Source organism: Nocardia farcinica, assembly GCF_001182745.1.
GTDB lineage: Bacteria > Actinomycetota > Actinomycetes > Mycobacteriales > Mycobacteriaceae > Nocardia > Nocardia farcinica.
The window spans coordinates 2,121,659-2,140,119 of sequence record NZ_LN868939.1 but is presented as its reverse complement, the minus strand read 5'-3'; the positions used below and the strand labels follow the sequence as shown (position 1 = coordinate 2,140,119).

Sequence of the window (18,461 nt, the reverse complement as noted above, 5' to 3'; positions counted from 1 at the left end):
ACATTCAGATGAGCCCAGGGCCAGGCGGCGCCGGTGTTCCGGCATCCCGTCCGCCGTGACGACGGGCACGTCGTCGGGGTGAAGAAGGCCCACGAAAAATAAACAAAAAGCGCGCCCATTCGGACGCGCTTTCAGAAAGAAAAAGTGGAGCTAAGGGGACTCGAACCCCTGACCCCCACACTGCCAGTGTGGTGCGCTACCAGCTGCGCCATAGCCCCTTGGTGGGTCGCGCTCGGTTTCCCTCGCGCCTGATGAAAGTTACACCACCGGCGTGTCCGCAACCAAATCGCCTGGACAACGGGCTGAACATCGGGCGACGTGGGCGGCGCTCGAGGGGGCTGGGCGGCCCGGGATCAGGTCATTTGGTGAGCTGGATCACCCAGTCTTCGGTGTTGGGGTCGAGTTTGCGGTCGCCGTGGAAGACGGAGGGGGTGGCGGCGCGGTCGTCGAGGCGGGCGTTGAGGTCGGCGATGGCCGATGTGGCGGCGGCGGTGGCGGCGGGGGTTTTCGCGCCGGTGTTGATGCAATCAACAGCCTGCTGCGGGGCGCCGGTGGCGCGGGCGAGGTCGGCGAGTTCGTTGTTGCTGTGGTCGTCGCCGCCTTCGGTGGGTTGGTCGGTCACCAGGAGGCGGTCGTGGAAGCGGGCGTACAGGGGGCCGTCGCCGGTGTCGGCGACGCACTGGAGGGCGGCGATGGCGCGGGTGGAGTAGTCGCCGCTGCCGGACTTGGGGTCGAGGAAGGCGACGAAGTGGTAGCGGACGGCGAGGGTGCCCGCGTCGATCTGCTGGGCGATCTCCTGGCCGTAGATGCGCTCGAGGGTGCGGCAGGCGGGGCACAGGGGGTCTTCGAACACGTCGAGGGTGACGCGGGCGTCGGGCTTGCCGAGGGTGATGAGGCCGTCGGGGGCGAGGGACACCGGCACGGCGGGGTCGTGGACGGAGCCGTAGCCGTCGTTGCGGATGGCGGCCTCCTCGTCCTTGCCCCAGCGGAACACCAGGAAGACGATCAGCACGATGACGGCGAGGGCCACGCCGCCGAGGGCGAAGGTCGTGGTGTTCGACATCGGGCGCGGGGTGTAGTTCGGGCGCGGTTCGCTCACGCCCCTACTCTGCCTCGAGTGCTGGGGCCTGCGGTCAGCGACGGTCGGTGTCGTCCTCGGCGGCGCGGTGAGCCAGCTGATATTCGGCGTCGTCGTCGGGGACGGCCGGTGGTTCGGTGCGGGTGGCCGGGCGGGCGAGGGTCTCGGGGACGAACAGCCAGATGGCGGCGGCGACGAACAGCAGGGACCCGGTGATGGACAGGCCGACGCCGTAGGAGGTGGCCTCGACGACGGCGCCGATGAGGACGGGGCCGAGCACGGTGCCGAGGTCGGCGGACATCTGGAAGCCGGCCAGCATGGGGCCGCCGCGGGCCTTCGCGCCGATGATGTCGGCCAGGGCCGCCTGCTCGCTGGGGGTGAGCATGCCGGAACCGAGGCCCGCCACCACGGAGGCGGCCAGCAGCCAGATCAGGTCGGGGGCGAAGCCGATCGCGACGGTGCCGACGCCGCACACCAGGGCACCGGCGATGAGGAACGGGCGGCGGCCGAATCGGTCCGACAAGCGGCCGGACGCGAACAGCACGGCCACGTTGCCCGCGGCGAACGCGGTGAGCGCCACGCCCGCCATGCCGGGCGGCTGGGCCAGCACCTCGACCACGATGAGCGGCACGAACGCCATCCGCACGCCGAACACGGCCGCGCCGTTGGCGAAGTGTGTCCACAGCAGCGCGGGGTAGGCGGGTTTTGCCAGGCCCTGCCGGAAGGTGAGCACGGGCAGGTCGCCGCCGCTCTCGGCGGCGATGGGCTGCGAATGGCGCAGGCTCACGTAGACGATGCCGGAGGCCACCAGCAGGGCGGCGGCATAGATGAGGAAGGGGGCGCGCAGGCCGAGTCCGGCCAGTGCGCCGCCGACGAGCGGGCCGCTGACCGAGCCGATCAGGAAGCTGGTCGACCACAGTCCCGACACCCGGCCGCGCTGCTCGACCGGCGAGAGCCGGATCACCAGCGCCAGCGACGACACCGTGAACATGGTGGAGCCGATGCCGCCGAGCGAGCGCAGCACCAGCAGCTGCCAGTAGGTCTGGGAGAACGCGCTGGCGCCGGTGGAGATCGCGACGATCAGCAGGCCGCCGAGGTAGACCCAGCGCTCCCCCAGCTTCTGCACCAGCTGCCCGCTGAACGGCGCGAACAGCAGCCGCATGAGCGCGAAGGCGCTGACGATGGCCGACGCGGCCGCCATGCCGACGCCGAAGCTGCGCGCGAACTGCGGCAGCACGGGCGCGACGAGGCCGAAGCCGAGCGCGATGACGAACGCCGCGCCGACCAGTACCTTGATCTCGCCGGGCAGCCCGCGGCCGCCCGACCTGGTACAGCCGCTCACGGCTGGAGCGCCTTGCCCACCATCTCCTCGGCGGCGGCCTGGACCTGGGCGAGGTGCTCGGGGCCCTGGAACGACTCGGCGTAGATCTTGTACTTGTCCTCGGTGCCGGAGGGCCGGGCCGCGAACCAGGCGTTCTCGGTGGTCACCTTCAACCCGCCCAGGGGCGCGCCGTTGCCGGGGCGCGGGTGAGCACGGCGGTGATCGGCTCGCCGGCGATCTCTTCGCTGGTGATCATGTCCGGTGTCAACTGCGAAAGCAGCTTCTTCTGTTCCGCGCCGGCCGGTGCGTCGATGCGGGCGTAGGCGGGGCTGCCGTACCGGCGCTCGAGTTCGCCGTAGCGGGCCGAGGGGGTCTGGCCGGTGACGGCGGCGATCTCGGCGGCCAGCAGGGCCAGCAGGATGCCGTCCTTGTCGGTGGTCCACACGGTGCCGTCCATGCGCAGGAACGACGCGCCCGCGCTCTCCTCGCCGCCGAAAGCGAGACTGCCGCTGAACAATCCGGGCACGAACCATTTGAAGCCGACCGGCACCTCGTGCACCTGGCGGCCGAGCACGCTCACCACCCGGTCCACCATCGACGAGGTGACGACGGTCTTGCCGATCTTGGTCAGCGCGTCCCAGCCCATCCGGTTGGCGACCAGGTATTCGATGGCGACGGCCAGGAAGTGGTTGGGGTTCATCAGGCCGCCGTCGGGGGTGACGATGCCGTGCCGGTCGGCGTCGGCGTCGTTGCCGGTGGAGATGTCGTAGTCGTCCTTGATCGCGACGAGCCCGGCCATGGCGTAGCGAGAGGAGGGATCCATGCGGATCTTGCCGTCGCTGTCGAGGGTCATGAAACGCCAGGTGGGGTCGACGAACGGGTTGACGACCTCGAGCTCGAGGTCGTAGCGCTGGCCGATCTCCTCCCAGTAGTCGACGCTGGCGCCGCCCATCGGGTCGGCGCCGAGCCGGATGCCCGCGCCGCGAATCGCGTCCAGGTTCAGCACATTCGGCAGGTCGGCGATGTAGTGGTCGAGGTAGTCGTAGCGTTCGACGCCGGTGGCCAGTGCCTGCTGGTAGGTGGCGCGACGCACCCCTGTCAGCCCGTCGGCCAGCAGTTCGTTGGCGCGGGCGGCGATGGCGTCGGTGACGCCGGTGTCGGCCGGACCACCGTGCGGGGGGTTGTATTTGAAGCCGCCGTCGCGGGGCGGGTTGTGCGAGGGGGTCACCACGATGCCGTCGGCCTGGTGCTTGGTGCCGCCGCGGTTGTGCCGCAGCACGGCGTGGCTCAGCGCCGGGGTGGGGGTGTAGCGGTCGCGGGCGTCGATCATCGCGGTGACGCCGTTGCCCGCCAGCACCTCGAGGGCGGTGGTCCAGGCGGGCTCGGACAGCGCGTGGGTGTCGCGGGCCAGGTAGACCGGGCCCGTGATGCCGCGCGTGGCACGGTATTCCACGATCGCCTGGGTGATGGCGAGGATGTGGGCTTCGTTGAACGCGCAGTCCAGGCTGGACCCGCGGTGTCCCGAGGTGCCGAACACCACTCGCTGTGCCGGATCCTGCGGATCGGGCACGCGGCTGAAGTAGGCGGTCACCAGGTGCGCGATGTCGTCCAGGTCGCTCGCGCGCGCGGGACGCCCGGCTCGATCGTGGGCCATGCTCGGGTCTCCCTTCCAGGTCGGCTGCGCCCGGCTCGTCATCAGGATCATGGCGTCACCCAGTTCGTCAGGGACACGGCGGCGTACACCGCGCCCACACTGGCCGCCACGCTGATCACGACGTTGCCCAGCGCGTATCCGTAGGCGCCGTCGGTGACCAGCCGGATGGTCTCGTAACCGAACGTGCTGAAGGTCGTCAGCGCGCCGCAGAATCCGGTGCCCGCCGCGGTGAGCAGCCACCCGTTCGCGCTCGCGCCGATCAGACCGCCCAGCACCGCCGAACCGACAATGTTAACGGTCAAAGTGCCCAGGGGCAGCGGGGAATCGATCCGTGCGGTGACGGCGCGGTCGATCAGGTACCTGACCGGTGCACCGAGCATGCCGCCCAGTAGGACGAGCGCGATGTTCACCCGCGCACCTCCGCGGACCGTCGGCCGGTCATCCGACCCCCTTCCGTCGTGCCGTCGTCGAACCACCGCGGGCGGTGTGCCCGGGTCACCGTCGTGCCGCGCCCGTTGCCCACCGCGCCGCACCCGTGCCGAGCACCACCCCGGCGAGCGCGGCCAGGACCGTGCCCGCGAGGTAGCCGAGCGCTTCGAGCACCGCACCGGATTCGAGCAGTGTACGAATCTCGAGGCCGTAGGTCGAAAAGGTGGTGAAACCACCCAGCAAACCGACGCCGGCGAAGGGGCGCAGCAGTCGATGGGTTACCCACGCCTCGGTCACCAGAACCATCAGGACGCCGATGGCGAAACATCCGGTGACGTTCACCACGAAGGTCGCCCACGGCACGTGCCCCGGCGGTGTGGGCCACCAGGTCGAGATCAGGTAGCGCAGCAGGGCGCCGAGGCCGCCGCCGAGCGAGATCGCGAGCAGCACCGCGGGATCGAGCGGCGGTACCCGCGCAGGTGCGCTCATCTGCTGTTCTCCTCCCGCGCCTACCCACTGCCCGGGTCATCGTATCGGCCGCTTTCCGGGCCGTCCGGAACGGTCCGGCAAACCTTCGGCACAACCGTCCGGGCCCGGCTGTCGCACCGAATCGGACCGGAGAGAACGCCTCCGGTTAAGCCCCGCCGTTGCTAGCATGGGACGCGTGAAACAGGCCGCGGCACCCTCTCCACCCCGGCGTCTGCGTGCCGACGCAGCGCGCAACCAGCAACGGATCGTGGCGGCCGCGCGCGAGTTGTTCGCCGATCACGGGCTCGAGATCACCCTGGACGACGTCGCCGAGCGGGCGGGCGTCGGCGTGGGCACGGTGTACCGGCGGTTCGCGAACAAGCGCGAACTCATCGCCGAGGTGTTCGAGCAGAACATGCGCGATTTCGCCGTCGCGGCCGAGCAGGCGGCCGCCCACGAGGACCCGTGGCTGGGGCTGGTGGAGTTCTTCGAGTACGCGTGCCGGCACCTGGCCGACAACCGCGGGTTCAGTGAAGTGATGCTGGAACTGCACGACGACCCGGACCATTTCACCCAGTTCCGCGACCGGATCAAGCCGACCATCGCGGCCGTGGTCGACCGCGCGCGGGCGGCCGGAATGCTGCAACCGGAGATCGAGGCGTCCGACTTCTTCGCGCTGGTGCACATGATCGATGCCATCGCCGATTTCGCCAAGCCGGCCAATCCCGAGGTGTGGCAACGATATGCGGCCATCGCGCTGAACGGCGTGCGCGCGGGCGCGGCGCCGCGGATGCCGCTGACCGTGCGGGCGATGACCGAGGACGAGATCGAGCGGGCCAAGGACCACTCCTGCGTCGGCCGTCGGCGATAGCCGAGGGTACGCCCGGGGTAGCGGGCGTCACACCCATCCCCTACAGTTGGACACATGACCAATTGGGTGAACTGGGCAGGCGATCAGCACTGCGCGCCGGCGCGGGTCGCCGCTCCGCGCAACCCTGACGAGGTGGCCGAACTCCTCGCCGACGCCGCCGCGCGTGGCCGGACCGTGCGCGTGGCGGGAGCGGGCCATTCCTTCACCGACGCCGTGCTCACCGACGGACTGCTGCTCGACCTGTCCGGGATGGACCGCGTGCTGAAACTCGACGCCCGCACCGGGTTGGTGCGGGTGGAGGCGGGCGCCACCCTCAACGCGATCAGCACGACCGCCCACGCGGCCGGCCTGGCCTTCCCGAACCTGGGCGACATCGACGTGCAGACCATCGCGGGCGCCACCGCCACCGGCACCCATGGCACCGGCGCCACCCTGCAGAACATCTCCGCGGCGCTGCACTCGATCGAGCTGGTGCGCGCCGACGGCACCCGGGTGGAGGTCAGTGCCGAGAACGACGCCGAGGCGTGGCGGGCGGCACGGGTGAGCATCGGCGCGCTCGGCGTGGTGACCGCGGTGACGCTGCAGCTGGTGCCCTCGTTCGTGCTCGAGGGCATCGAGCGGCCGGTGCCGGTCGACGAGGTGCTCGCCGAGCTGGACTCCTATGTCGACGGCAACGAGCACTTCGAGTTCTACATGTTCGGGCACAGCCCGCTGGCGATGACCAAGCGCAACAACCGGGTCGACCTGCCCGAGCAGCCGCGCGCGAAGGCGGTCGACTGGCTGGCCGACATCGTGTTGAGCAACTACACCTTCGACGCGCTGTGCCGGCTCGGCCGCGCGCAGCCGCGCACCATCCCGTGGATCCACCGGGCCGCCGCCTACGCCGGCAGCTACCGTCGCCAGGTCGATCGCTCCTACCGGGTGTTCGCCTCGCCCAGGCTGATCCGCTTCACCGAGATGGAATACGCCATCCCGCGCGAACATTCGGCCGAGGCGATCCGCGCGATCAAGGAGATCGCCGCCCGTTTCGACACGCCGATGCCGATCGAGGTGCGCTGGGTGGCGCCGGACGACGCGCTGCTCTCCCCCGCGGGCGACCGGGCGACCTGCTACATCGCGGTGCACCAGTACCGGGGCATGGCGTGGGAGCCGTTCTTCCGCGCGTGCGAGGCGGTGTTCGACCGGTACCAGGGCCGCCCGCACTGGGGCAAGCGGCACTTCCAGACCGCCGACACGCTGCGCGAGCGCTACCCGCACTGGGATCGATTCGCCCAGGTGCGCAGGCGGTTCGACCCCGAAGGGCTGTTCGCGAACGAGTATCTGACGCGCGTGCTCGGACCGATCCCGTCGTGACCGGGCATCCGGCGACCACCGTTCAGGCGTCGAGGATCTCCTTCACCAGCCGGGGCAGGGCGGTGCCGATCGGCTCGTGGACGACCTCGGTGGCGATGCTGTCGTAGGGGGTGGGTTCGGCGTTGACGATGACCAGGTCGGCGCCTGCGTCGACGGCGAGCGCGCACATCGAGGCGGCCGGCTCCACCTGCAACGAGGTGCCGATCGCCAGGAAGATGTCGCTGGTCTGGGCGGTCAGCGCGGCCTTGGTCATGGTGCGCTGATCGAGTTGCTGGCCGAACATGATGGTGGCGGCCTTGAGGATGCCGCCGCACTCCGGGCAGGCCGGATCGGGCTCGCCCGCCTCGACGCGGGCGAGCACGTCGGCCATGCCGGTCTCGTAGTCGCAGCCGACGCAGACGACCTCGAACATGTTGCCGTGGATCTCGACGACCCGCTGGGGCGAGGAGCCGGCGCGCTGATGCAGCCGGTCGACGTTCTGGGTGATGATCGTGACCGCCCGGCCCGCCCGCTCGAGGTCGACCAGCGCGAGGTGCCCGGCGTTCGGTTCGGCCTGCCAGGCGGGGTTGGCGCGGCGGGCCAGCCAGGAGCGCCTGCGCAGGTCCGGGTCGGACAGGTACTGGTCGTAGGTCGACATCAGTTCGGCGATGGGGTCCTCGGTCCACACCCCGCGGGGGCCGCGGAAATCCGGGATGCCGGAGTCGGTGGAGATGCCCGCGCCGGTGAGGACACCGATCCGGCCCGAGCGGGTGCGCCATTGCCTGGTCATGCCGCCAGCCTAGGTGGGCGTGGCCGGGGTGTGGGCGGACACGTTCGGGGAAGCCAAGAGGATGAGAGATTGCTATGCTAATTATCTCATCGTCCTGACACCCGGTCGATCAAAGGAGATCGTGATGACCGCGTCCACCGCAGTCGAGACCGCCCCCAGGCCCGCGCTGCCACCCCGCCGTCCGTTCCAGCCCGGCACCCGCATGTGGGACGAGACCGGCCTGATCACCTTCTCCCTGACCGCGGGCTCGGCCTTCCTGCTGCAGACCATGGAGCCGACCATCTCGGCCGTCGTCGACGAGCACTCGACCTTCCGGACCGACCCGATGGGCCGGGCCGTGCGCAGCCTGTCCTCGGTGATGATGTGGGTCTACGGCGGCGAGGAGGGCGTGGCCGAGGCCGACCGGCTGCGCAGCATGCACGCCTCGCTCAACACCACCGACGCCTCGGGCTTCAAGCACAAGGCGCTGGCCTCGTTCCCGTGGGCCTGGGTGCTGCACACCGGCACCTTCGCGTTCACCAAGAACGCCAAGTACTTCAGCCGCCGCCCGCTCACCGAGGCCGAGAAGCAGGAGTACTACGAGGAGTCGCTGCAGCTGATGCGCAACTTCTCGGTGGCGCCCAAGGAGATCCCCGCCAACTACGCGGAGTTCGAGAAGTTCTTCGACGACGTGGTCGAGAACCACCTGCAGGCCACCGGCACCGCGCGCGACTACCTGCGCACCATCCGATCGGTCGCCCCGCCCAAGCAGCTGCCCCGGTTCCTGTGGCCGCTGTGGAAGGTGCTGGTGGACCCGATCGGGCGGATGCAGTACTTCGTCACCGTCGGCACCACACCCGAGCCCGCCCGCCGCAAGCTGGGGCTGACCTGGACCGAGTCCGACGAACGCAAGCTGCGGGTGCTCGGTTGGTTCATCGCCCGGCTGGTGCCACTGCTGCCGGAGCGGGTGCGGTACTTCCCGATCGCCTACGAGGCGCGCAAGCTCGAGCGGGACCGCGCGCGGCTGCGGACCGTGATCCAGAAGCGTCCGATCTGAGCGGTATCGATCGCCGGAAACCGCCGCGGCCGTTCGGTCGCGGCGGTTTTCGTTGTATCCCGTACGCTACGACAGCGTTTCGCCCCCGAGCCGCTCGGCGGGCACGCGCCGCGACACGTCCGCGTCCACCGCGCGGACGCGTCCGGCTACGCACCACCCGCCCCACCGAAAGGCGTATCGATGGCCCACAAGCCCCGTGTGCTGTTCGTCTGCGTGCACGACGCCGGCCGCTCGCAGATGGCCGCCGGGTTCCTCGAAGCCCTCGCCGGTGACCGCATCGACGCCAACTCGGCGGGCAGCGCGCCCGCCGAGGCCCTGCACCCGACCGTCGTGGCCGCCATGCGCGAGGTCGGGATCGACATCTCCGGCCGCGCGCCACGCCCCCTCACCGACGAGGCCGTCGGCGTCTCCGACGTGGTGGTCACCATGGGCTGCGGCGACGCCTGCCCGTTCTTTCCCGGCATCAGCTACCGCGACTGGGTGCTGCCCGACCCGTGCAGCGAGTCCATCGAGGTGGTGCGCACCATCCGTGACCGCATCCGCATCCTGGTGGAGAACCTCATCGGCGAACTCGTGCCCGCGCACACCCCCTGACGTCCGATTCGTTCAAGACCGGCGGCCGCCCTCACCCCTACGGTGACGGTATGAGCGCACAGTTGGACGTCATCGGCATCATCACCTCGGACATGGCCGCATCCCTGGCCTTCTACCGCAGGCTCGGCCTCGAGTTCCCCGCCGGATCCGAGGACCAGCCGCACGTGGAGGCCACCCTGGCGGGCGGTATGCGGCTGGCCTTGGACACCGAGGACACCATCCGCTCCTTCCACCCCGACTGGCAGCCCACCCGCGGGGGCGGCCGCATCGGCCTCGCCTTCCGCTGCGCCGACCCGGCCGCGGTCGACGCGCTGTATGCCGAGCTGACCGCGGCCGGATACGCGGGCGAGCTGAAGCCTTGGGACGCCGTGTGGGGCCAGCGCTACGCCGTGGTGAACGACCCCGACGGGAACGGCGTCGACCTCTACGCGCCACTGCCCTGAGCGCGATCGGCCGGCCCGCTACCGGATGCCGAGCAGGACGGCGGGCGGCACACCGGCCAACTGGGTGACCTCCCGGGAGAAATGGGCCTGGTCGGCGTAGCCCGCGTGGAAGGCCGCCTGCGCCAAGGGCATTCCGCGCCGCGCCGCCGACAGTGCACGGTGCATGCGGAGGATGCGGGCGAGGGTCTTGGGCCCGTAGCCGAAGGCGGACAGGCTGCGGCGGTGCAGGGCGCGAGGGCCGAGGCCGACCGTGTCGGCGGTCTCGGCCACCGTGGCACCCGTCGCGAGCGTGGCGACGACGGCACGCAGCAGCGGATCGGGCGGGGCGCTGTCGGCGGCCAGCCGCAGGGCGAGCGCTTCGAGGCCGCAGGCCGGGTCGGGGGCCGCGTGCACGGCGGCCGCCAGGGCGCGCACCCGGGCGGCGGGCCACAGGTCGACGAGGTCGACACGGCGGTCCCGGAGTTCGTCGGCGGGCACGCCGAGCAGCGCGGGCGCACTGCCGGGGAAGAAGCGCAGTCCGGCGAACCGGGTGCCGGGCGGGCTGTCGGAGTGGTGCGGCCCGGTGTCGGGACCGGCGACCATCACCGTCCCCTCCCGCCACAGCAGGTCGATGCAGCCGTCGGGCAGCACGGGCGCGGACTCCCCCGACCCGACCGTGCGCGTCCACAGCACCGCCCCGTCCAGCCGGGACGGTCGCTCGCGATACGCACCCGCGGTGTCGGCCGCGAGACCGAGCCTAGCGGCGGCGACCGCGCCGCGATTGCCGACCGGGCGACCGGTTCCCTAATCTGAGGTCGCCCGCCCGCACCGTGAGCGGGACCGGCTTGTCGGGGACGCGCGCCCCGGGTGAGGCGGACCGCGCCATCGAAAGGACTCCACGATGACCGACAGCAGCACCGAGGACGCCCCCGCGTTCGCCGACGTCATCAACGGCGCCCTCGAGTACACGATCCCGATCGCGGCCAAGATGGGCATCAAGGCGGTCGAGGCGCGGCGCGGATTCGCCGCCGCCACCGTGCCGTTGGCAGGCAACGGCAACCACTTCGGCGTGATCTACGCGGGCGTGCAGTTCACCGTCGCGGAGATCCTGGGCGGTGCGATCGCGCTGGTCACCTTCGACAGCTCCGCCTACTACCCGCTGGTCAAGGGCTTCGAGATCGCGTTCGTGGGGATGGCGAAGTCGGATCTGCGCGCGGAGGCCTCGTTGACCGAGGAGGAGATCGCCCGCATCGAGGCCGACGCCGCGGCCAACGGCAAGGCCGATTTCACGCTGGAGGCGGTCGTCACCGACACCGACGGCAAGACGGTGGCGGTCACCAAGGGGCTCTATCAATTGCGCGCGCACGGCCGGTGACAGAATCGGCGGGTGCCGATCGAACCGACCGTTATCGACGTCGACGCCGCCGCCGAACGGATCGCCGGGCTGATCCGTCCGGTCACCGTCGCCCCGGCCGAACCGCCGGGTGAGTGCTGGCTGGCGCTGGAGTTCCTCCAGCACACCGGCTCGTTCAAGGCGCGCGGCGCGCAGAATTTCGTGGAGGCCCACCGGCTCGCGGGCACCATGCCCGCCGCCGGGGTGACCATCGCCTCGGGCGGGAACGCCGGACTGGCCTGCGCGTGGGCGGCGGGCAGCCGGGGCGTGCCCGCGACGGTGTTCCTGCCGCGCACCGCGCCCACGGTGAAGGTGGAGCGGCTGCGCGGCTACGGCGCCGAGGTGCGGCTGGTCGGCGCGGAATACGCCGACGCGCTGGCGGCCTGCCGTGACTTCGCCGCCGACTCCGGCGCGCTGATGTCCCACGCCTACGACGATCCGCTGATCGCGGCCGGCGCCGGCACGCTGCTCACCGAAATCCACCAGGCGATACCGAAACTGGACACGGTGGTGCTCGCCGTCGGCGGCGGTGGGCTGTTCGCCGGCATCGCCACCGCGGCCGCGCAGCTCGGGGTGCGGACGGTGGCGGTGGAGCCCGAGCGCTGCCGCGCCCTCGACGCCGCGCTGGCCGCGGGCGAACCGGTGGACGTGGAGGTGAACTCGATCGCCGCCGACGCGCTGGGCGCCCGGCGGGTCACCGAGCTGGCGCTGGCCGCCGCCCGGCAGGCCGACACGGTGTCGGTGCTGGTGCCCGACGAGCAGATCGTCGCGGCGCGGCGCGGGCTGTGGGCCGAACGGCGTCTCGCGGTCGAGCATGCCGCCGCGACCGCGCTCGCGGCCCTGGAATCGGGCGCCTACCGGCCCGCGCCGGGCGAACGCGTCTGTGTCGTGTTGTGCGGGGCCAACACCGACCCGGCCGATCTGGGCTGACGGATCGCGCGGGCGGTTTCAGCCGCCCATGACCGCGTTCATGATGGTGCCCGCGCTGGTGGCGACCGCACCGCCGAGCATCGCGCCCGCCACCATCTTCGGTGACTGCAACGCGCCGCCGCTCCACTTCTCCCACGCGAAGCGGCCACCGGCGAAGGTGATGGCCGCGATGCCCGAGAGCAGCACGAACCAGGTGAAATAGCGGGTCATCTGCAGGATCTTGTCCGACATCGGCGGCGCCTCGGGGGTCGGGTTGCCGACCTGGGCCAGAACCGTGCCGTAGAAGTCTTGTGCCGCAGAGAGAACCGTGCTCACAGCCGTACCCCTCTTCGATGTCAGCGTGCTCCGAATACGTCGTGTTCGAGAACGTGCCGGGATGTCAACGTGCCGAGATGTCGCCGTGCTGAGATGTGAACGGGTCGAGATGTCACCGATCGTGCGCACCGCCGTCGAGGATGCTACTAGCTCGCCCGCGGAAATTTCTGATACCACGACCATTTCGTGTCGCAGCCGATCCGTTTCGTGATCTTTCCGGGCCGCCGATTCTCAGCCGCCTCTCATCCGGGGTGGGGCGGCGGTCTCAGGAACGCCCGGTTGAATCCTCGGTGGCTGCCACGCCCGGCCCCCGCGCCGGGCGGTAGGCAGCGCCAATCTCGGCGAGGCGCGGCCCGCCTCAGGAGGAGACCGGCTGGGGTTGCGGCAGTTCGGCCGGTGCCGCGCCGGGCGCGGTGAGCGGCTGCCGGGAGCGCCGGTAAGCGAACAGATAGAGCACGACGAGCAGCACGCTCAACCAGACGTAGGTGTTGCCGACGACGTGCTGGGTGGGTGTCCACAGCGATTCGCGCTTCTCCCCGTTCGGCAGCCAGTTCTGCGGCCCGTACACGAACACCGCCGCCGTGACCGTCGCGACCGCGCACGGCCCGAGCGCCCGGCGCAGCGGCAACCGCACCGCGTAACCGACGATCGCGAACAGCGCGGGCGCGATCCACACCCAGTGGTGCGACCACGAGATCGGCGAGAGCAGCAGCGTGAAGACCGCGTTGATCGCCAACGCGAGCGCGGGTAGCTCGGCGGCGCGGCGCATGGCCGCCACCACCAGCGCCAGCACCACCGCGCCCAACCCCAGCCAGATCAGCGTGAACGCGGGCTCGGGCACCCGCAGCCGCGCCAGCACCGCCTGGATGGACTGATTGGTGTGGAAGGCCGAGCCGCTGAGCCCGTCCACATTGCCCAGGCCGCCGAACCAATACTTCATCGACGCGCTCGGCAGCACCGCGAAGCTCAGCGCGGTGGCGGCGGCGCCGGTGATCGCGGCGGTGACGGCCGCCTTGTAGTCCTTGCGGACCAGGAAGTACAGCACGAAGGCGGCCGGGGTCAGTTTGATGGCGGCGGCCAGACCGATCAGCATGCCGCGCCGCCACTTCGGTTTCTCGGTGAGGCAGTCCGCCGCGACCAGCGCCATCAGCAGCAGGTTGACCTGGCCGAAGTCCAGCGTCGAGCGGGTCGGTTCGAGCAGCATCGCCAACGGCAGGGCGCAGGCGGTGGCGAACAGGGCGGTGCGCCGCTCGGTCTCCCCCGGCCACACCCGGCGGGCGACCAGGTACAGCGTCAGCGCCAGCGCGGCGGTGGAGGTGACGAAGAAGGAGAACGCCGCGATGTCCCAGGGCAGCAGCGCGAAGGGCGCGAGCACCAGGGCCGCGAACGGCGGATAGATGAAGGGCAGGCCGATGCCGATGGTGGTCTGCGGCAGCTGGCCGTACATGTCCCCGCCGTGCCGCAGCGCTTCCACGCCGAGGCGATAGACCTGCAGGTCGATGAACCCGCCGGTGATCTCCTCGAACGGCCACAACGGCAGCGTCATGCACAGCCAGGCGAACACGACGAGCAGCGCGGGCACGAGCCACACCGAACGCCCGACACGGCGGTTCGACGGCATCGGCACATCCTCGCGGGGGAGACTACTCATCCGCGGCGACTATACCGACCTGCCCAGCGCGCTTCGACGGCAGTCACCCGATCCCCGCTGCTCAGGCAGTTGCCGCCGGATAACTCCCGGTGCGGTCGTACCGCCGCCACCGCGGCCGCACCGGCGGTAGGGTCACTGCGCCCGCACCGTAGTCTCCCGGAGGCCGATTCCCCGATGTGTGCTCCGAAGATCGTCCAGATCGCGCACGACCGTGCCGCGGCGCCGACCAGGCGCGGATTCCTCGGCGCCGTCGGTGCGGCGGCGCTGGCCGTCACGGCGGCGCCCGCGCGGGCCGAGCCCGCTCCGAGCATTCCAGCGGGTGCGCGGGTCGTCGATCTGACGCATCCGCTCGGCCCAGCCCTGCCCACCTGGCCTGGGACGCCGCCGTTCACCGTCGTCCCGGTCTCCTGGCACGCCTCCGGCGGGTTCGCCCAGAACGCGCTCGCCTACTGGGAACACTCCGGCACGCACCTGGACGCGCCCGTGCACCGGATCCCCGATGGCGCGAGCACCGACCGGGTGCCCGCGAGCGACCTCGTGGCGCCCCTGGTCGTCGTCGACATCAGCGCGCGAGCGGCCACCGACCCCGACGCCGCGCTCACCGTCGCCGACCTCGACCGGTGGCAGCGCGCGCACGGGCCGATCCCGTCGCGCGCGTTCGTCGCCGTGTACTCGGGGTGGGAGCACCGGCTCGGCGACCCGGCCGCCTTCCTGAACCTCGACGCCGCGGGCACCCCGCGCGCACCCGGCATCGAGCCCGAGGCGGCCGAGCACCTGATCGCCGAGCACGACGTGGTGGGACTCGGCGTCGACACGCTCAGTCTCGACCACGGCCGCAGCCGCGACTACGCCGCGCACACCGTCGTGCTCGGCGCGGGCCGCTACGGGGTGGAGATGCTGGCCGGCCTCGCGACGGTGCCGCCGAGCGGGGCGACCGTGGTGGTCGGCGCGCCGAAGCACGTCGGCGGCACCGGGGGGCCGTGCCGGGTGCTCGCGCGGCGGGCCGAAATACCTTGCCGCGCTGTCGCTGGGCGTCGCGGTCAGTCCAACTGCTTGAGGGTCTTCATGGTGAAACGGGAAACCACCCGCTCGACCTTCGGGATCGTCATCACATGCCTGCTGAGGAAGCGCTCGTAGGCGGTGAGGTCGGCGACGGCGACGCGCACGAAATAGTCGGGAGTGCCGAACAGCCTGCGCAATTCGCGCACCTCCGCGAAGCCGCGCATGGTGGTCTCGAAATGCTCGGTGGTACGGGCGTCGTGGCTTTCGAGCGAGAGGTCGAGCAGCACCTCGAAGGCGCGGCCGAGGCGCTCCGGATCCACGACGGCGCGGTAGCCACGGATGACGCCCGCCGCCTCCAACCGGTGCACGCGGCGCAGGCACGGGCCGGGGGTGAGACCGACGCGGGCGGCCAGCTCCACGTTGGTGAGGCGGCCGTCACGCTCCAACTCCTCGACTATTGCCCGATCCAGCGTGTCCACGGAAGAATATTGCGCCGATCCCGGTCGTCAGCGCAATTCCAGCAATCAAACTGCTCGGTCCGTGCGAGAGGATGGAGAGGCATCCCACTCACCGGAAAGGGCGTTCCGTTGACCGAGACCACCGAGCCCGATCACTTCTTCCGCCGCACCGGCGCACACCGGTTCGTGCCCACCGCCCGCACCGGCGGGGCGTGGTCCGCCGACGAGCAGCACTTCAGCCCGATCAGCGGACTCCTGCTGCACGAGATCGAGCGGGTGCGCGCCGACCAGCAGCGACCGGCCCTGCTGATGAGCCGCATCAGCTACGACATCCTGGGCCGGATCGGGGTCGAGGAGTTCGATATCGAGGTCGAGGTGGTCCGCCCGGGCCGCACCATCGAGCTGGTGCAGGCCACCGCGGTGATCGGCGGACGCCCCACCGTCACCGCCCGCGTCTGGCTGCTCACCGCGGTGGACACGGCCGCGGTGGCGGGCGGCGCGCCCGACCCGCTGCCGCATCCGGAGACGCTGGAGCCGTGGCCACTGTCCTCGGTGTGGCCCGGTGGATACATCGCCGCCCTCGACGCCCGCCCGGTGACGCCGCCGCGGCCCGGCCGTACCGCCGCCTGGGTCTCGACCCCCGTCGACCTGGTGGCCGACGAGAAGGCGAGCGACCTGGCCTCCTTCCTCGCCCTGGTCGACACCGCCAACGGCATCGCCGTGCGCCGCGACCCGCGCGAATGGATGTTCCCCAACGTCGACCTCACCATCCACCTGTACCGGCAGCCGAGCGGACCGTGGACCGGGCTGGACACCACCGTCACCTGGGGCGCCGACGGCCAAGGGCTGACCAGCACGGTGTTGCACGACATCCACGGTCCGGTCGGGCGAGCCGAGCAGATCCTGACGGTGCGCCCGCAGCACGGCTGAGCGCGAAATTTCACTCCGACGCCGGGCCGAGTACGCCGTGCGCGAGCGCGGTCAACGCCGCGGCGATCTGCTCCGAGGCCAACCCGCGCTCACGCTGATGCAGGTAGACCTCCGCGGCGAGCGGGGCCAGCAACACGTCGACGAGTGAATCCGGCTGCGGCACACCAGCTTCGGTCAACAACACCCGCACGTGGGCCGACCAGAACCCGTACGCGCCGGTGCGGAAACGCGCGCCGCCGCTCTCGGCGCCCAGCGCGAGCGCCGCGTGCGCGTCGAGCAGATCGACCATCGCCCGATAGAACGCGGCCAGCCGGTCGGCGGGTGCCGCGCCGGGGCCCAGCGGCGGCTCGCCGTGCAGCAACTGTTCCTGCAGGGCGCGTTCGTGCCGATCCAGCAGAGCGACCGCGATGGTCCCGGTATCGGGATAGCGGCGGTAGAGCGTGCCGCGGCCGACGCCTGCCGCTTTGGCGATGTCGTCCATGGTGACGCCGCGCGGGTCGCGGGTGGCGAACAGGTCGGCGGCTGCGGCGAGAATCCTGGCCCGGTTGCGCGCCGCGTCCGCCCGCTCGGCGATGCCCCCCGCCTGCTCGGCGAGGAGGTCGGCGCGAATGTCCATGTCCGCACTGTAGCCGAACCCGGGAATAAGTGGACGACGTGTCCGGTTGAGCTCTACGCTCTAAACGGACGCGATGTCCACTTAATCGAGAGGTTCCTCCATGCCCACCCTGTTGCATCTGGACGCCAGCCCCCGTCGCCGATCGATCAGCCGCGACATCGGCGCCGCCTTCGCCGACTCCTGGCGCGCGACCGCACCGAACGGCCACTACATCCACCGCGACCTGGCCGCCGATCCCGTCCCCTTCATCGATGCAGCGTGGACCGAGATCTGCGACGCCGTGCTCGCCGCGGGCGGCACCGACCTCGCCGCCCTCCCGACCCTCGTCCGCACCCCCGCCCAGGCGGCGGCCTGGCGGATCGTCGAACCACTGCTGACCGAACTGCTCGCCGCCGACGTCGTGCTGATCGGCACACCGATGTACAACTACTCGATCCCGGCAGCGCTCAAGGCCTGGCTGGATCAGGTCACCTTCCCGCGGATGTCGCTGGCCCCGCGCCGCTTCGTCGTCGCCGCGGCCCGCGGCGGCAGCTACTCCCCCGGCACCCCCAAAGCCGCGTTCGACCACCAGGAGCGCTACCTGCGCGACTTCTTCGCCGGCCACTTCGCCGTCACCGACACGGTGTTCGTCACCGCCGAACTCGCCAACGCGCGCCAGGACCCGGCACTGGCGGCCCGACGCGCCGAACACGACGCCTCCTACGCCGGCGCCCTCGACACCGCCCGTCGACTCGGCAAGGAATACCGATGAGCTGGCTGCTGCTCGCGTTCGCGGGCCTCGTGGAAATCGCCTGGTCCCAGAGCATCAAACCGACCCAGAACTTCACCCGCCCACTACCGACCCTGCTCTGCTTCGCCCTCGCCGCCACCGCCGTGTACCTGCTGTCACTGGCCATGCGCACCCTGCCGGTGGGGACCGCGTATGCGGTGTTCACCGGGATCGGAGCGGTGGGGGCCGTCGGATTGGGAGTGGTGGTGCACAAGGACCCGCTCAGCGCGGGCCGGATGATGGCGTTGGCGCTGATCGTCGGAGGGATCGTGCTGGCGCGACTCACCAACCCGGAATGAGAATGGGCGGTTCAGTTCCCCTGCGATCCGGTGGTCTCCGCCGCCGGGGGTCCGACGAGCGCGGCAACGGTTCGCAATTCCTGCGGCAAAGTGGTCGGGCACC

21 protein-coding genes, 1 tRNA gene and 1 pseudogene are annotated in these 18,461 nt (G+C 71.0%); 11 read left to right on the top strand and 12 right to left on the bottom strand.

Features of this window, described 5'->3' with window-relative positions:
• Positions 1–145: 145 nt before the first annotated feature.
• From AMO33_RS26625 to crcB, 6 genes and pseudogenes are all read right to left on the bottom strand, one after another.
• Positions 146–218, bottom strand: a tRNA-Ala gene (locus AMO33_RS26625).
• A 140-nt stretch (positions 219–358) separates the two neighbouring features.
• On the bottom strand, positions 359–1,099 hold the full coding sequence (locus tag AMO33_RS26620; RefSeq protein WP_082668817.1) for a DsbA family protein: 741 nt from the start codon (positions 1,097–1,099) through the stop codon (positions 359–361).
• A gap of 34 nt (positions 1,100–1,133) precedes the next feature.
• Positions 1,134–2,420: an MFS transporter gene (locus AMO33_RS26615; RefSeq protein WP_060594684.1), complete on the bottom strand. Its 1,287-nt coding sequence runs from the start codon at positions 2,418–2,420 to the stop codon at positions 1,134–1,136.
• Positions 2,417–4,053: pseudogene (pgm, locus tag AMO33_RS26610) on the bottom strand (phosphoglucomutase (alpha-D-glucose-1,6-bisphosphate-dependent)). Before pgm ends, AMO33_RS26615 begins: the two are co-directional and overlap by 4 nt.
• 47 nt (positions 4,054–4,100) lie before the next feature.
• Complete coding sequence (locus AMO33_RS26605) at positions 4,101–4,463, bottom strand: fluoride efflux transporter FluC (RefSeq protein WP_041560351.1); 363 nt, start codon at positions 4,461–4,463, stop codon at positions 4,101–4,103.
• A gap of 85 nt (positions 4,464–4,548) precedes the next feature.
• Entirely contained in the window at positions 4,549–4,971 is a 423-nt protein-coding gene (gene crcB / locus AMO33_RS26600; RefSeq protein WP_060594683.1) for a fluoride efflux transporter CrcB, read from the bottom strand.
• 166 nt (positions 4,972–5,137) lie between these two features.
• Between crcB and AMO33_RS26595 the strand changes: the two genes are divergently transcribed.
• Together AMO33_RS26595 and AMO33_RS26590 are read left to right on the top strand one after the other, a co-directional pair.
• Positions 5,138–5,821 carry a TetR/AcrR family transcriptional regulator gene (locus AMO33_RS26595; RefSeq protein ID WP_011210991.1) on the top strand — a complete coding sequence of 228 codons (684 nt, stop codon included), beginning with the start codon at positions 5,138–5,140 and terminating at the stop codon, positions 5,819–5,821.
• A 54-nt stretch (positions 5,822–5,875) separates the two neighbouring features.
• Positions 5,876–7,174, top strand: coding sequence for a D-arabinono-1,4-lactone oxidase (locus AMO33_RS26590; RefSeq protein ID WP_060594682.1), 1,299 nt, complete (start codon positions 5,876–5,878; stop codon positions 7,172–7,174).
• A 22-nt stretch (positions 7,175–7,196) separates the two neighbouring features.
• Here the strand turns inward: AMO33_RS26590 and AMO33_RS26585 are convergent, their stop codons facing one another.
• Positions 7,197–7,943 carry an SIR2 family NAD-dependent protein deacylase gene (locus AMO33_RS26585; protein WP_060594681.1) on the bottom strand — a complete coding sequence of 249 codons (747 nt, stop codon included), beginning with the start codon at positions 7,941–7,943 and terminating at the stop codon, positions 7,197–7,199.
• A gap of 124 nt (positions 7,944–8,067) precedes the next feature.
• On the opposite strand from AMO33_RS26585, the gene AMO33_RS26580 reads away from it, so the two are divergent.
• The 3 genes from AMO33_RS26580 to AMO33_RS26570 all read left to right on the top strand — a co-directional run bounded on the left by AMO33_RS26580 (position 8,068) and on the right by AMO33_RS26570 (position 10,016).
• Complete coding sequence (locus AMO33_RS26580) at positions 8,068–8,979, top strand: oxygenase MpaB family protein (RefSeq protein ID WP_060594680.1); 912 nt, start codon at positions 8,068–8,070, stop codon at positions 8,977–8,979.
• Positions 8,980–9,159: 180 nt separating this feature from the next.
• Positions 9,160–9,573, top strand: a complete 414-nt coding sequence (locus AMO33_RS26575; RefSeq protein ID WP_060594679.1) for an arsenate reductase ArsC — start codon at positions 9,160–9,162, stop codon at positions 9,571–9,573.
• Between the two features lie 50 nt (positions 9,574–9,623).
• Positions 9,624–10,016: a VOC family protein gene (locus AMO33_RS26570; RefSeq protein WP_060594678.1), complete on the top strand. Its 393-nt coding sequence runs from the start codon at positions 9,624–9,626 to the stop codon at positions 10,014–10,016.
• A gap of 18 nt (positions 10,017–10,034) precedes the next feature.
• On the opposite strand, the gene AMO33_RS26565 is transcribed toward AMO33_RS26570, so the two are convergent.
• A complete protein-coding gene (locus AMO33_RS26565) occupies positions 10,035–10,688 on the bottom strand; it encodes a helix-turn-helix transcriptional regulator (RefSeq protein WP_240327326.1) in 654 nt (217 codons plus the stop codon).
• A 208-nt stretch (positions 10,689–10,896) separates the two neighbouring features.
• Here AMO33_RS26565 and AMO33_RS26560 point away from each other — a divergent pair, with 208 nt between their 5' ends.
• The gene (locus tag AMO33_RS26560) at positions 10,897–11,370 is read left to right on the top strand and encodes a YiiD C-terminal domain-containing protein (RefSeq protein WP_011210998.1); all 474 of its coding nucleotides are present in this window, start codon (positions 10,897–10,899) and stop codon (positions 11,368–11,370) included.
• 12 nt (positions 11,371–11,382) lie between these two features.
• The gene (locus tag AMO33_RS26555) at positions 11,383–12,318 is read left to right on the top strand and encodes a threonine/serine dehydratase (RefSeq protein ID WP_082668816.1); all 936 of its coding nucleotides are present in this window, start codon (positions 11,383–11,385) and stop codon (positions 12,316–12,318) included.
• A gap of 18 nt (positions 12,319–12,336) precedes the next feature.
• On the opposite strand, the gene AMO33_RS26550 is transcribed toward AMO33_RS26555, so the two are convergent.
• Both AMO33_RS26550 and AMO33_RS26545 read right to left on the bottom strand, forming a co-directional pair.
• Complete coding sequence (locus tag AMO33_RS26550) at positions 12,337–12,633, bottom strand: hypothetical protein (protein ID WP_011211000.1); 297 nt, start codon at positions 12,631–12,633, stop codon at positions 12,337–12,339.
• 358 nt (positions 12,634–12,991) lie between these two features.
• Positions 12,992–14,284 (bottom strand): glycosyltransferase 87 family protein, encoded by a 1,293-nt coding sequence (locus AMO33_RS26545; protein WP_060594676.1) that lies wholly within the window; start codon positions 14,282–14,284, stop codon positions 12,992–12,994.
• Positions 14,285–14,458: 174 nt separating this feature from the next.
• Here AMO33_RS26545 and AMO33_RS26540 point away from each other — a divergent pair, with 174 nt between their 5' ends.
• Entirely contained in the window at positions 14,459–15,421 is a 963-nt protein-coding gene (locus AMO33_RS26540) for a cyclase family protein (protein ID WP_240327325.1), read from the top strand.
• On the opposite strand, the gene AMO33_RS26535 is transcribed toward AMO33_RS26540, so the two are convergent.
• Positions 15,325–15,765, bottom strand: coding sequence for an Lrp/AsnC family transcriptional regulator (locus AMO33_RS26535; protein WP_076573802.1), 441 nt, complete (start codon positions 15,763–15,765; stop codon positions 15,325–15,327). The genes AMO33_RS26540 and AMO33_RS26535 overlap by 97 nt on opposite strands.
• Positions 15,766–15,873: 108 nt before the next feature.
• On the opposite strand from AMO33_RS26535, the gene AMO33_RS26530 reads away from it, so the two are divergent.
• Positions 15,874–16,674, top strand: a complete 801-nt coding sequence (locus tag AMO33_RS26530) for a thioesterase family protein (protein ID WP_011211010.1) — start codon at positions 15,874–15,876, stop codon at positions 16,672–16,674.
• 10 nt (positions 16,675–16,684) lie between these two features.
• Here AMO33_RS26530 and AMO33_RS26525 read toward each other — a convergent pair whose 3' ends face one another.
• Positions 16,685–17,290 carry a helix-turn-helix domain-containing protein gene (locus AMO33_RS26525; RefSeq protein WP_060594674.1) on the bottom strand — a complete coding sequence of 202 codons (606 nt, stop codon included), beginning with the start codon at positions 17,288–17,290 and terminating at the stop codon, positions 16,685–16,687.
• Between the two features lie 100 nt (positions 17,291–17,390).
• Between AMO33_RS26525 and AMO33_RS26520 the strand changes: the two genes are divergently transcribed.
• On the top strand, positions 17,391–18,041 hold the full coding sequence (locus AMO33_RS26520; RefSeq protein ID WP_060594673.1) for an FMN-dependent NADH-azoreductase: 651 nt from the start codon (positions 17,391–17,393) through the stop codon (positions 18,039–18,041).
• The gene (locus AMO33_RS26515) at positions 18,038–18,358 is read left to right on the top strand and encodes a DMT family transporter (protein WP_011211013.1); all 321 of its coding nucleotides are present in this window, start codon (positions 18,038–18,040) and stop codon (positions 18,356–18,358) included. Before AMO33_RS26520 ends, AMO33_RS26515 begins: the two co-directional genes overlap by 4 nt.
• Positions 18,359–18,461: the final 103 nt, after the last annotated feature.

Coding starts and splice junctions, on each gene's coding strand:
- AMO33_RS26570 (WP_060594678.1), top strand. CDS start 9,624: ATGAGCGCACAGTTGGACGTCATCGGCATCATCACCTCGGACATGGCC.
- AMO33_RS26585 (WP_060594681.1), bottom strand. CDS start 7,943: ATGACCAGGCAATGGCGCACCCGCTCGGGCCGGATCGGTGTCCTCACC.
- AMO33_RS26520 (WP_060594673.1), top strand. CDS start 17,391: ATGCCCACCCTGTTGCATCTGGACGCCAGCCCCCGTCGCCGATCGATC.
- AMO33_RS26545 (WP_060594676.1), bottom strand. CDS start 14,284: ATGAGTAGTCTCCCCCGCGAGGATGTGCCGATGCCGTCGAACCGCCGT.
- AMO33_RS26525 (WP_060594674.1), bottom strand. CDS start 17,290: ATGGACATTCGCGCCGACCTCCTCGCCGAGCAGGCGGGGGGCATCGCC.
- AMO33_RS26575 (WP_060594679.1), top strand. CDS start 9,160: ATGGCCCACAAGCCCCGTGTGCTGTTCGTCTGCGTGCACGACGCCGGC.
- AMO33_RS26540 (WP_240327325.1), top strand. CDS start 14,459: ATGTGTGCTCCGAAGATCGTCCAGATCGCGCACGACCGTGCCGCGGCG.
- AMO33_RS26580 (WP_060594680.1), top strand. CDS start 8,068: ATGACCGCGTCCACCGCAGTCGAGACCGCCCCCAGGCCCGCGCTGCCA.
- AMO33_RS26560 (WP_011210998.1), top strand. CDS start 10,897: ATGACCGACAGCAGCACCGAGGACGCCCCCGCGTTCGCCGACGTCATC.
- crcB (WP_060594683.1), bottom strand. CDS start 4,971: ATGAGCGCACCTGCGCGGGTACCGCCGCTCGATCCCGCGGTGCTGCTC.
- AMO33_RS26590 (WP_060594682.1), top strand. CDS start 5,876: ATGACCAATTGGGTGAACTGGGCAGGCGATCAGCACTGCGCGCCGGCG.
- AMO33_RS26515 (WP_011211013.1), top strand. CDS start 18,038: ATGAGCTGGCTGCTGCTCGCGTTCGCGGGCCTCGTGGAAATCGCCTGG.
- AMO33_RS26595 (WP_011210991.1), top strand. CDS start 5,138: ATGGGACGCGTGAAACAGGCCGCGGCACCCTCTCCACCCCGGCGTCTG.